Source organism: Syntrophus buswellii, from assembly GCF_046097065.1.
In the GTDB taxonomy this organism is placed as follows: Bacteria; Desulfobacterota; Syntrophia; order Syntrophales; family Syntrophaceae; genus Syntrophus; species Syntrophus buswellii.
The window spans coordinates 244,867-257,398 of record NZ_CP175563.1; the positions used below are offsets into that span (position 1 = coordinate 244,867).

The 12,532-nt window shown below is 56.6% G+C and carries 10 protein-coding genes; 5 read left to right on the plus strand and 5 right to left on the minus strand.

Features of this window, described 5'->3' with window-relative positions:
• Nucleotides 1-2: 2 nt before the first annotated feature.
• The 4 genes from ACJ77P_RS01100 to zupT form a co-directional block, all read right to left on the minus strand.
• Nucleotides 3-1,163, minus strand: a complete 1,161-nt coding sequence (locus ACJ77P_RS01100) for a M20 family metallopeptidase (RefSeq protein WP_367360483.1) — start codon at nt 1,161-1,163, stop codon at nt 3-5.
• Between the two features lie 2 nt (nt 1,164-1,165).
• Nucleotides 1,166-1,681, minus strand: a complete 516-nt coding sequence (locus tag ACJ77P_RS01105; RefSeq protein ID WP_408998796.1) for an N-acetyltransferase family protein — start codon at nt 1,679-1,681, stop codon at nt 1,166-1,168.
• A 51-nt stretch (nt 1,682-1,732) separates the two neighbouring features.
• Complete coding sequence (locus tag ACJ77P_RS01110; RefSeq protein ID WP_408998797.1) at nt 1,733-2,176, minus strand: hypothetical protein; 444 nt, start codon at nt 2,174-2,176, stop codon at nt 1,733-1,735.
• A gap of 464 nt (nt 2,177-2,640) precedes the next feature.
• Nucleotides 2,641-3,543 (minus strand): zinc transporter ZupT, encoded by a 903-nt coding sequence (zupT, locus tag ACJ77P_RS01115; RefSeq protein WP_367360486.1) that lies wholly within the window; start codon nt 3,541-3,543, stop codon nt 2,641-2,643.
• Nucleotides 3,544-3,829: 286 nt separating this feature from the next.
• Between zupT and ACJ77P_RS01120 the strand changes: the two genes are divergently transcribed.
• The gene (locus tag ACJ77P_RS01120; protein WP_367360487.1) at nt 3,830-5,593 is read left to right on the plus strand and encodes a mechanosensitive ion channel family protein; all 1,764 of its coding nucleotides are present in this window, start codon (nt 3,830-3,832) and stop codon (nt 5,591-5,593) included.
• Between the two features lie 13 nt (nt 5,594-5,606).
• Here the strand turns inward: ACJ77P_RS01120 and ACJ77P_RS01125 are convergent, their stop codons facing one another.
• Nucleotides 5,607-8,309 (minus strand): glycogen/starch synthase, encoded by a 2,703-nt coding sequence (locus ACJ77P_RS01125; RefSeq protein WP_408998798.1) that lies wholly within the window; start codon nt 8,307-8,309, stop codon nt 5,607-5,609.
• Nucleotides 8,310-8,664: 355 nt separating this feature from the next.
• Between ACJ77P_RS01125 and ACJ77P_RS01130 the strand changes: the two genes are divergently transcribed.
• Genes ACJ77P_RS01130 through ACJ77P_RS01145 form a run of 4 tightly spaced genes read left to right on the plus strand, consistent with a single transcriptional unit; the run spans nt 8,665 to nt 12,430 of the window.
• On the plus strand, nt 8,665-9,555 hold the full coding sequence (locus tag ACJ77P_RS01130) for a DUF4384 domain-containing protein (protein WP_408998799.1): 891 nt from the start codon (nt 8,665-8,667) through the stop codon (nt 9,553-9,555).
• A 14-nt stretch (nt 9,556-9,569) separates the two neighbouring features.
• Nucleotides 9,570-10,385, plus strand: coding sequence for a hypothetical protein (locus ACJ77P_RS01135; protein WP_367360490.1), 816 nt, complete (start codon nt 9,570-9,572; stop codon nt 10,383-10,385).
• Nucleotides 10,386-10,408: 23 nt separating this feature from the next.
• On the plus strand, nt 10,409-11,737 hold the full coding sequence (locus ACJ77P_RS01140) for a caspase domain-containing protein (protein ID WP_367360491.1): 1,329 nt from the start codon (nt 10,409-10,411) through the stop codon (nt 11,735-11,737).
• Nucleotides 11,738-11,770: 33 nt separating this feature from the next.
• Nucleotides 11,771-12,430: a TPR end-of-group domain-containing protein gene (locus ACJ77P_RS01145; RefSeq protein WP_408998800.1), complete on the plus strand. Its 660-nt coding sequence runs from the start codon at nt 11,771-11,773 to the stop codon at nt 12,428-12,430.
• The last annotated feature ends 102 nt before the right edge of the window (nt 12,431-12,532 follow it).

Below are 12,532 nucleotides of genomic sequence, written 5' to 3' on the forward strand. Positions count from 1 at the left end.
GTTCACTTCACCGCGGGATCGTCCGTTTTTTCCGGCACAAGATTCAGGCAGAGGGCGGCATAGATCCGGGCCGCTGCCAGTACTTCCCGGAAGGGCACTTGTTCTTCCGATGTATGTGCGGTTTCCAGGGAGCCCGGTCCGAGAAGAATGGGCTTGGTCCCCGCCGCATAAAAGAGATTGCCGTCGGAATGTGAACGGAAGGCGTCCTGGCGGAAGGGGATGTTCAGATCCGCATAAATCTCTTTTAAAAGGGAGGCCATGGAATTGTCGGCTCCGAGATCGTATCCCCCATAGGAGACGTCAAAGCTTATCTCCACGTCCAGGTCAGGGATGTAGCGATGCGCTCCCTCAATGCCCCGGCGGATGGCCTCCTGAATGATCATGGGCTCCCTGTCCGGGGGAAGGTGCAGATCGATCCAGGTTTCACAACGGTCAGGAACGACAAAGCCCGCCGGGGAAGAATTCATTTCCCGGATCGAATAGACGACATCCGACTTGTCACGGTCGAACAGGGTGTTTTTACCCAGATGCAGCAGAAGCCGCAGCATGGATTCCACGGCATTGTGGCCCAGCTCCGGCAGGGACGAATGGCTTCGCCGGCCCCGGGTGATGAAATTCGCCTCCAGGTAGCCGTAATGGGAAAAACAGGCCGACAGCCCCGTGGGTTCACCGATGACGGCCCAGGGAGGGCGGCACCTGTCCAGAAAAGCAGCGCTGCCGTCGCCGTTTTCTTCTTCTCCGACGACAAGCAGCAGGCCCACCGGCGGCCGTTCGTCAACCTGCAGGGTCTCCGCAAGGGCCAGCCAGGCCTCCACCATGGCTGCGCATCCCCCTTTCATATCGGCACTGCCCAGTCCGTACAGGACGCCTTTTTCCTCACGCGTTCCCAACGCCTCCAGATCCCAGGAGGCGACGGTGTCCACATGACCGACCAGGTAGAGAAACGGTTCGCCCGGCCCCATGGCAGCGCTGAGGTTGTAACGGTCTTCCTCAACCTCCTGATGCTCCACGGCAATGCCGGCCCCCCTCAGGAGCTTTTCCAGGTAGGCCGTGATATCCGCTTCCTTGCCGGATGGGGAGTAGATGTCGAGAAGATCCAGAAGCGTTTCATGCAGCCTTTCCGGCTGAATGGCTTTTTCCAACAGCTTCGGGTCACGGGTCATGATTAAACCTTTTTCCTGACCGATTTTCTCTTGGCCCTGCGGGACAGGTTGAGGGAGAGAAAGAGGTGTTCCTGGCGATCCTTGAACCCCATCTTATCGAAGAATGAAAGAGCCGGCTGATTGTCGGCCGAGGTGTCGATGATGAGCATCCTGACCCCCCGTTCTCTCATCCGCCGTTTGACCTCAGAAAAAAGCCGGCTGCCGACCTGCCTCTTCTGGGCTTCCTCCCGTACTCCCAGCCAGACGAGGTAACCGTATTTCCATGGGGAGTTGTGCTTTTCCACAGTCGTTCCCAAGGCGAAGCCAAGAATCTTGTTACCCGCCTCCGCTACGAGGCAGAGCTCGCTGTCGGAATTGAAGAGGGTGGTGATTTCATACTCGTCCCAGGTGCGGTAGAGGTTTTGAGAGTACTCGGCGGTAAAAATCTCCTCGCCGATGTGGAAGACCTCGGCAAGATCGTCGATCATCAATTCCCGAATGCGCAACTTTTCTTCTTCGATCGGCGGATCCTGTTCCATACTATGCCCTCGTTTTGTTCGCGCCAAACCGGATATTCTCGAGGCGTCAAATCAGGCCATGATGTCGATATGGATGCCGACGGGAAATCCCTGAACGCCTTCCGGACGGTATGCCCGGATCATGTTCTGCAGTGACGAGGAAAAAATCCGATGGCCGGGCGTATTCGAATACCGGGAGGAGGCGCTCTCCGCGCGTCCGATGTCGTGAAGATCCTGACCCAGCTGCAAAACGGCCTTCTGCGCTTCAGTAATATTGCTTTCCCCGAGGGCGCGGCCGATGGCATCATAATCCCCGGTCAGTTTCAGGCTGACCCTGTCAAAAACGGCCGGCGCTGTCAGAGAGAGATTTTTATAGGCCAGCCTGGCTTTTTCCAGATGACCGTCATGGACGGATTGCACGAGTTCATGCAATCCGCTCCGCACCTGGCCGAAGCCGGAAGAGGTGTCCTTTGCCTGGTACGCATCGGTGTTGAAAGTTATTAGGGACAAGGGCACGGCACGAATTTCCCTTTAAAATCGTTTCATTGTAATAATGGAGAACGCTATCCGTCCGTGATTTCAGATCCATGGACGTCAATTGGTCTCAACTGCGGGATGATTCTATCATTTTTAGAAGAGAAAGATAAGGTGAAATTTTAATATTCCTGAATTTATTTAGCAACTTGTCCCGTTTTAATTGGCCGCCGGCGCGGTACGGCACAAAATGACTTGTTTTCAAAGGCCTTCAAGAGTGTGCAGCAGGAAATTCCGTCCGTTTATGCGGTGCAGGTCCCGGCCTTCCGGGTGGAAAACCTCCCCGCGGAAGGGGAACCGTCCGGATCGGCGAATTGCTCCCTCGGATCATGGCCGTTCCCCGTGGCCTTGTTGTTTCTCAGGGCAATTGACCGTGAACTGCCCGACGTGCTCAGGAGGGGGATGTATTTCGGAGGCCATCCTGAAAGAAGCCCTTTTCTCCTTGGTCAAGGCTTCATGAGCAGGAGGCTCAACGCCATGACCATCATGCCTGCGACGAGGCCATACAGGCTGTCATGGCCTTTCCCGTAGGCCCTGCTTGTCGGGAGCAGCTCATCGAGGCTGATGTACACCATGATGCCGGCCACGACTCCAAAGGAGATTCCAAGAACCTGGGATGGGATCGCCCCGGAACTGTCTGCCAGAAAGAACCGCATCGCGACATATGCGGTGAGGGCGCCGAGCGGTTCGGCTAATCCGCTGAGAACCGAATACAGGAAGGCTCTCCTGCGGTCACCGGTGGCATAGAAGATCGGTACGGACACGCTGATCCCCTCAGGGATGTTGTGTAGCGCAATCGCTGCCGCAATGGCCACGCCCAGCCCCGGGTTCTGCAGGGCGGCCATGAAGGTGGCCAGCCCCTCGGGAAAATTGTGTATCCCGATCACCAGCGCTAAAAAAAGCCCCGTCCGCATGAGCTTTCGAGAATGGGCACTGTCATTCTGGAGCCCCTTTTCCGACGGGTTCATTTTTATGGAGGACTCGGAGTCCGGGATCGGAGCCGATGCGTCATGGAGCGGCATGATCTCCGCTTCAGAGTGGGTCTCATGGGGGTTTTCGGCGGATGGGATGAGGTTGTCCACCAGGCCGATCAGCAGCATCCCCCCGAAAAAGGAGGCGGCATTGATCCAGGGCCCCAAGTCGTCCCCATAATGGTCGGTGAGGGATTCCAATCCCTTGAAGAAGATCTCTACAAACGCCAGGTAAAGCATCACACCGGCAGAGAAACCGGTTGATACCGACAGGAACCTGTAGTCAGCCCTCCGCGCCTTGAAAGCGATGATGCTGCCGATCGCCGTAGCCATGCCTGCAAAAAGGGTCAGCCCGAAGGCGAGCCATAAATTTTCCATGGTATTCTAATCTACAGGAGTCTCACGTTCCAGCGGTCAACCGATTGTCGGCCTCTGAAAATCGGAGTCATGTTTTTATGCTCTTATGAACATCCCATCATCCTCCTTCTAAACCATCCCTGTGCAAAATTCAAAAGGTATTCCTCACGAAGGGACATCGCATCTCCCCGCCCGGTACGGGACGGCATGGCGGAAAGAGGGTTTCGTAATGACTTTACTTTGTTCCTGTAAGAAGCTATGAACATCGGGAACAGAATGCACATCAAGAAATAAAGGAAGAAAGACCATGTCAACGATCCGAAAGCACACCATGGGACTGATCCTGGCGGTGATATCCTGCCTGATGATCACATCGGGTGCATGGGCCGCTGTTAAGGGGGAGGGCGACCAGGCCGGCAAGGCGGTGCCACAGGCGGAAGAATCCTTCGACGATCCCCTGGGGCGGAGCACACCCCAGGGAACGGTCGTCGGTTTCCTGAGGGCGGTGGAGAGGGAGGACTATGAACGGGCCATTGAATATCTCGACACGAGGCAGAGGGGGAAGAACGCCCGTCAACTTGCCCTCGAACTTCAGCGGGTTCTCGATGAGAGGGGCTCCGCATCCAGGGCCAGGTTGAGCACGAAACCCGAAGGGGATCTGGATGACGGATTGCCCGCTCAAAAAGAGGTGGTGGCGTCTGTCAAAACAAAAAGGGGGCAATATAAAATCCTTCTTGAGCGCCTTCAAAAGGATGACAGCCCCAAGGTCTGGCTGTTTTCCTCGGAAACGCTCCGATCCGTGCCGCAGATCTATGAGGAAATCGAAGCCCCCTGGTTGGAGGGGCGTCTGCCCGCAGCGCTGACGGAAAACCGCCTGGCCGGTCTTCCCCTGTATCGGTGGATCCTGCCTCTGCTGATGCTCCTTGCCGCCGTTTTCTGCGGCTGGATTCTCACGGTGTTATGTTACGCTTTGCTGCAGAAGTCCATTCGCCACCGTGTTGACGAACTGGGACTGATAACACTCAGGCGGATCAGAAAGCCCCTGGTTGTTCTTTTTTCGGCGGGGGTAATCTATCTTTTTTCCTTAGGCAGTTTCTGGTTGCTGGACCGGCTCTTCTGGACGTTTCTCTCCTCGACCATGGCTCTTGCCGGCCTGACCTGGATCTGCATCCAACTGGTTGATGTTGCGGCGGAAATCCTGGAGAAGCGCAGGCCGGAGGCCGCCAGTGCCGTCATCCGCCTTTCAGCGACGCTTCTCAAGGCGCTTGCCGTCATCACGGCGCTTGTGGTCAGCTTCCACTACTTCGCCGGCATCAATCTCACAGCCGTGGTGGCCGGTCTCGGCATCGGCGGCATCGCCGTGGCCTTTGCCGCCCAGAAGACCATCGAGAATTTCTTCGGGGGAGTCTTCCTTGTCTGGGACAAGCCCATCCGCCTTGGCGATTTCTGTAAGGCCGGCGAGTACATGGGCACCGTCGAGCATATCGGCCTCCGCTCCACTCAGATCCGGACTCTGAACCGCACGGTCACCTTTGTTCCAAACGGCCAGCTTTCATCCATCGCTGTCGAGAACTTCACTCTGCGTGACCGCTTTCTCCTCCGCCATACGTTGAACCTTCGCTACGAGACGACGGCGGATCAGCTCCGCTTCATCCTGGCAGGCCTGCGTGAACTTCTGTACCGGCATCCCCGGGTGGATTCGGCAACGGTTCGCGTTCGTTTCATCGGCTTCGGACAGTCGTCTCTCGATGTGGAGATGTTCGCCTATGTCCTTGAAACAGAGCATGGGTCCTATCTGGCCGTTCAGGAGGATCTGCTGCTGCGGGTCATGGATCTTGTCGAGTCGGCCGGCAGCGGCTTCGCCTTCCCGTCCCGGACCCTTTACATGACCCGGGACGGTGGATTGGATGCAAAAAGGAAGGGTGAAGCATCCGAGACCGTTCAGCGCTGGCGGACCCGGAGCGAGCTGCCTTTCCCCGAGCATGCGCCCGGGAAGGTTGCACAGCTCGACGGTACACTGGACTATCCCCCGGACGGTTCGGTTCTGAGCGAAAAGAAGGAAGAAGATTGAGGACGGAGGCTTATCAGAGGGGGCTTCCGCCGTTGAGCCTTTCATAAATCCTGAGGTACTGGGTGATCATTGTCTGAAGGCTGTATTTCTCCCGGGCTTCCCGCATGATCCGCCGGATCTGGTCTTCACGGACGGCGAGGGGGTTCTTGTGAAAGTTCAGGCTTCTTTCCAGGCCGTACCACAGTCCGCCCGGGTCGTAATTCTTGAAAAGAAAACCGTTGCCTTCATCCTGGGGAGCACCGTCCATTTTTAACCTCAATTCCGTGATCTTGTCGTGGTAACCGCCTGTATCCCGGTTGGTGGCCGTTGCACCAAAGAGATTTCCCACCTGGTCAATCTGGCCGCAGGGCTCGTAGAGGGACGCTCCGAAGACATCGCTTGCGGCGGCATATCCGAGCATCGACAGGGCTTCATCGAAGGGATAATAGGCGATGCGCCCCTGGGAGGCGCAGGCGATGCGCCCCATAATCTCCATGTGGGTGCGGTCGCCTCCGATTCCATCCCCCACGACGGCGATCTGGGCTTCCGGATGGGCTGAAACGAAGGACTGGGCGATTGCCTCGAGGAGTTCGATGCCCTTCTGAAGCGGATCCAGTCGGGAAGGCCAGAAGAAGAGAATGGCCTCAGGGTTGACGTCCAATCCGGTTTTTTCCTGGAACACCACCAGGTTTTCGCGCTTGGCCTTCATGATGGAGTCGTCGAGGCCGTATTTCCGGACCAGGAACGGGCAGTTTTCCGGGTACATGACGGAGGCCGGGGCATTCAGGATCGCCTGGGCGGCGTTGCCGAAATATTTCACTTTGACTTCGTCCCGGACACTGGTCGGAACGATGGGCCGATCAAGAAAATAGTCCTCCACGACCTCGCGGAGAAAATGCTCTCCCACGAAATTGATCAGAGTCGCATTTTTGATGGCCGTGGCCTGGCAGTCGATGCAGGTTTTCCCATAGGATTCCGAGTAGTAGAGATGATCCGAAATGCGGTTCAGATTGATCCCGGACATCAGCTCCAGCGGAAGATTCTCCGTAAATACGTTGTGCACGGTATGCAGAACGGGCACGTCGGCGGATTTGGCATAGGCGGTTATGGCGCCACCCGCCATCCAGTCGTGGCTGTGGATGATGATCCGCCCCCCGTGCTTTGCCCGGACGGTCTTGATGACGTTGTTGACGATCTGCCGCTGGAATTCGGCAGCGGTTGAAAGGACATCGCCGGAATAGGCGCTGAGATTATCGGCAAAAATGGCGGAACTGATGAGATGGATTTTTTCGGGATCGATCTTATAGCGAAGTTCCCGCCACTGATGCTCCGTCATATGGGACTCCAGTTGGAACCGTTTCTTCAGATTCAGGGTGGCCAGGTGAACTTCGATGCCTCTGTCCAGAAGCCCCTCGCACAAGGCGGAGACCACATCGCCCTGACCGCCGCTTTTTCCGGAGATGTATTTGGCCAGCAGCCCCATGTCGCTGGGAAGCCTTCCCGTTTCCGGGGTGATGAGAAGAATGGGTGTTTTATCCGCCTTCTTGAGGATCTCAAAACGGGTGATGGAGCCCTCTAGAACGCAGATCTTCCGCGTCAGGATCTCCGTGGCCCGGATCGTGGAATTTTCATAGGGATTGTCATAGCGGCGAAGGATCTGTTCCGCATCGACCCGGTCGTTGAGGAAGTAAATGTGATCCGATGCCGTCAGGGTGCGCCAGCGGGTCAACAGATCGCCGCCGGCCCGGCGCGCCACTCCTTCCATTCCTTCCAGATTTTTAAAGAGGTCATATTGCGTCGAGCTTTCCAGCCAGCCGAAGGTCATCCTGACGGCATCCAGCCATGAGGAGGCCGATGCACTCCGGGGGGCCAGGGTTGGACAGTGCGCGTCTTTATAGTGGGCAGCGGCCTGGCAAGGCGTTTCGACCCTGATTTCGGGATGCTGCTCCAGCGCGGCGGGAAGTCCGCGCCAGAATTCGAAGATCCCCTTGTCTTCGTGGATGTGGCCGCCGATGTGTTCCAGGTCATAGCCCAGCAGGACCACTTCGCCGTCCGCTCGGGCAATCGAGGCGGCATAGTCTTCCGGCGTCAGCGGGTGGTCGGAAAAGCGGAAGGCGATATCGTTGCTGAGAGACCGGTTCCTGGGAATCACGATCAGCTTGGATCCTCCGGCGTGAAAGATTCTGTTGGGGGCCATGGCGCCGGTTTCATGATCCGTTCGCAGATGCTGCCTCGGTTCGCACAGGATGGCGAGATAACCCATATCGGCGACGATGTCGGCTGTGGAAGCGTTGAAGATCAGTTCGGTATCCCTGAAGGAAAGGGGATAGACGCCAAAAAGCCTTCTCATGCTTTCCCGGTGCAGAGCGACCTGGTCCCGGAATTCCTGCTTATGCGGGTCGGCAAAGAGGCAGGTCAGGGAATGGTAATAGGTTTCATCAAGGAATTCGACTTGATGGTTCTTTTTCCCGACATCGAGAAGATTCCGCAGGGCATTGATCACCTCCGGATCATAACTCTGGGCCTGCTCCAGAAATGTTCCCGAGATGCTCAGGGCGATCCTGAAACCGGGATGCTGCGGGATCAGATCGGCAAACATCCGGAGCGACGGGAGATAGGACCGTTGGGAAGCTTTCAGAAAGACTTCCCTGTTTTCCTCGTCCCAAAGAAATTTGTCCCTGTCAGGATGAAGACGGAACGGTTGATGCAGTTGAAAATAAAAAATGACAGATGGCATGGTTTTCATCAGCGCGGGTCCGCCGGACCTTCATGAGCTTGGTGCTGTTTGACGACCAGCTCACTGCGATCGGCAAGATATTGAGATTCAGGTGCTTTGTCATTTCAGGAAACTTTACGGTACGTTGACTGTTTTGCCCCACACGGGAAGATCCAGCAGTCTAGGATCTTTCTGAAATATTATCAAGCAAAAGAAAAGTGCCCCTGCTTTTTCCATTGAAGTATCATGTGGAAAAGCCCGAATGGGTTCTCTGCAGCCACGATGCCGGCTGGAGAGGACATCACCATAAAGGGCACGGTTATTGATGGGTTCATGCAGTTTCAGAATGTTACATTACCATAGAGGAGGATGAAACATGAAAAAAAGACGATTTCTCACAATCGGAGGATGCTGCGCTCTGGCACTGCTGATTGCGCTGCCTGCCATCGGCGCCGGGCCGACAGGCGCAAAGGCGATTTTCGACAGCGGCGAGGGGCCTTCCGTCTCCATGTCTTCCACGCCCGCCAAGAGCACGCCCGTCCGGAGCGTTGCAAAAAAGACCGTAAAGCAGGCCGCGCCGTCAAGGGAACGTTACACCGGCATCTCCTATCAGCTGATGCTGCTCTCTGATGACGGTCAAATGACATCGGTGACGAAAGCCCGTACATTCCGCTCCGGGGAGCGGATCAAGATGCTGGTAAGGACCAACAGGCCGGGTTATATGACCATCCTCAACATCGGGTCATCCGGTAATACGAACATTCTCTTCAATGAATATGTCGAGGCGTTCACCATGCATGAGATCCCCAAAGCAACGACCTTCAGGTTCGTCGGGAGGCCGGGAACGGAAACCCTGATGATCATGCTTTCCGACAACCCCAGCCCCATCGTGGGCGGCCAGCAGGGTGCCGTGACCGCCGGCGGCCCTTCTCCGTCGTCCTCGTCCCCTTCGTATTCTTCGCCTGATCCGGGCATGAGCACGGCGTCCACCGGTGTTGCGGATCTGCCGCCACCTCCGCCGATCGAAATTGCATCAAATATGGAAGGAGCGAAGAGCCTGCGGGGAGCCAAGGATATTGTGGTCGAAGACAACATGCAGACGACTTATGCTGTCATCTCGCCGAAAACGGGGTGGAAACCCGCCGGCAGAGGGGCCAAAGACATCATCCTTGAATCGGAAGGCGGAAAGAATTTCGGCGTTGTCCCGGCGTTCGCCATGTCCGAGGGCGGGATACTGACCATGCAGGTTAAGCTGCGCCACCACTGAGAGGGATGAAAGCCGTGAAGATGAAACATTTCCGCCGACTGATTCCTGTTCTGTTAGTGGTCTTTCTTTTCTCAGCCTGTGCGCCGCTGCCGCCGCCCGGTACGCCCCTTACACCGGAAGAGCGGGCATCGGCACAGCGTCGGTGCATTGCCACCTATACCGCGGTAGGCGCAATCGGAGGGGCGCTTGGAGGCGCCTTTATTGGGGCCGTGTCCGGCAAGGGGAAGGGGGCACTCATCGGTGCCGCGGCGGGTGCCGCCGTGGGCGGCGCCCTGGCCTTCGCCATCGCCTGGGGGCGATGCCTCGCGGCCTATTCGGATCTGACGAGCTATCCCGTCGCCGGGGGGGCGGAGACGGCGAAGCGGACAGGATACGATACCTCGCAGGGTGAAGTCATTAAAATAGAGAATTATGTCCTCAATCCCTCCGGTGTGTCCCCGGGAGGAAAAGTGCAGATGAACGGCTCCTATTACGTCATGGCGCCGGAAGGCGAACGTGAGGTCAAAGTGACCGAAACCCGGGCCCTTGCTTTTTTTGATCCCGAAAAGAATGAGTGGAAGGATCTGGGCTCGGTGGATCAGGAGGTCACGTCCGCCATTGGAACGAGGCGTGCCGAAGGAAACTTTGACATCCCCGCCGATGCACCGGAGGGCCGTTACCGCATTACCCTCAAGGTGTCCGCATTCGGAAAGACCGATCAATTGACGCAGAATCTCACTGTTGAAAAGGGATTGGCCATGGGTCCGTCGGAGTCCGTTGAAGGGACCGTCAGTGGTGCAAAATCACTGGGTAAGGGCGACGTCAAGAAGAAAGCGAAAAAGAAAAAATAGATGGAGAGCAAAAGGAAGACCTTATGAGCATTTTGTGCAACATGAAAACCGCCCCCTGCAGTCGGAGCCGGGCGGGGAGCACGCATCACCCTTCGAAGGCGCGTTTGACCGCTTCCTTTCTGCTGTGCCTGGTCGTCGCGCTCATGGTGACCATTCCGGCGCGTTCCGCGGATACACCGGTTTTAAGCTCCCACATCGACCAGATCAATGAACTGCTTCTCCGTGGCGGCATCAGTGGCGGATTCGTTGAACTTGACCCCTTTGGGCGGGTGCAGCTGAAGGGTTCCTATGAAGATGAGATACAGGTGGACCGTGCCTTCTCCATCGCTCAGACCGTCGTCGGCATCCGGTGGGTTTCACCGGTGACGCCGGAACATATCAAGGTAAAGGAATGGGAGCGAAGACTCAGCAACCTCTTTTCCCGGGCCAATGTCCTGAAGCCCGCGGTCAGGGGTGACGCTCCTCCGGGGCCCGTCCGCAACCGCTACGCCCTGGTCGTCGGTGTCGGGGAGTTCATGAGCAACATCCCGAAACTGCATTTTGCCGTACATGACGCGAACACCTTTTACCGGTTTCTTGTCGATCCGAACCGGGGAGGATTCCCCCCCTCGAACGTGACCTTCCTGACGAATGCGAATGCCACAAGAAAGAATATCGCGGCGGCCCTCGATCGCATCAAGAGGATGGCCGGCCCCGATGATCTCGTCACGGTTTATATGAGCAGCCACGGTACGCCGCCGGAAAAATTCGGCGGTGTGTTCATCGTCACCTACGATACCGAAATCAAGCCCAGGGAGAGAGTGTGGCACACGTCCATCAGTGAAGGAATCCTGCGGGACTTTATCGACAATCTGCAGGCCAAGCGGCTGGTGATGATTCTGGACGCCTGCTACAGCAACGGCGCCTACAGCAAGGTGCCGGGCTTTCTTCCCCCAGGCGGCAAATCGCTGGGTGCCGACGATCATGAGGGCTATGGCCTTTCACCCCAATACGGAAGGCGACTGCTCGGCGCCAAGGATATCGTTCTTGACGATGAAGGTCCGAAAAGGAAGGCATCGGGAGGATCGAAATCCATGGGCGGCCAGGACGGATGGGGCAAGGTCCTTATCGGCGCCAGCGGGGCCGGTGAACAGTCCTGGGAGTCGGATCAGTTGAACAACAGCATCTTTACCTATTATTTTCTCGATGGGCTCAACAGGAACAACGGAGCGGTGCAGAACGCCTTTTACTACGCAAAGCCTCGTGTCACACAGCGGGTCAAGCAGGAAAAGGGAGGCGATATCGACCAGAATCCACAGGTTGTTGCGTCACAGAGCGAATGGAACATGCCGCTCGGGCAGAGACGGCGTTAATCAATTTAACCATTTCGAAGGAGGATATTTTTTATGCTCAGCAAGTTTCATTACAGCACGATGATTTTCGCGGCAGCGGCCCTGTTTTGCGCATCGCTTTCTCTAACCGGATGTGAAAAGGCCCAGGATGGCAAGGAAAAAGCCGAAATGCCGAAACAGGAAGCACCCGCTCCCGCCCCGGCCGCTCCAGCGGCTCCGCAGCCTGCTCCGGTGGAACAGCAGGCCCCCGCAGCGTCTGCGGATGCGTCCATTGAGGTGAAGAGCCACATCAAGCAGGGGCTGAGTTATGTTTCAACGGCGAAGAACGCACAGAACAAAGCCCTTTTTGACGAAAACATAGGGAACGCCTTGAAGGAATTTTCTCTGGCCATAGAAAAGGCTCCGGACTATGCCGATGCCTACTCAAACCGCGGCGTCGCCTATATGCAGCAGCATAAATTCAACAAGGCCCTGGAAGATCTGAAAAAAGCCAAGGAACTCAAATCGGACAGCCCTTCCATCCGCTACAATCTGGCGTGCCTCTATTCGCTGAAGGGGGATGTGGACTTCGGACTGGATGAACTGGATGCGGCTCTTGCAAACGGATTCAGCGACTATGAATCCCTGCGCAAGGATCCGGACCTCAATAACCTGCGCAAACATCCGGAGTTCAAGAAGATACTGGAAGCTCATAAAGTGTTCATCGTCAAATAATCATGGATGAGTCATCAGGATAAAAACGGCCCTCCCCCGTGCTCGACGGAGGGGGGCTTTTTTTCGCAACGGTCAAAGGCGGCGGCAGTCCGCCGTATCGAA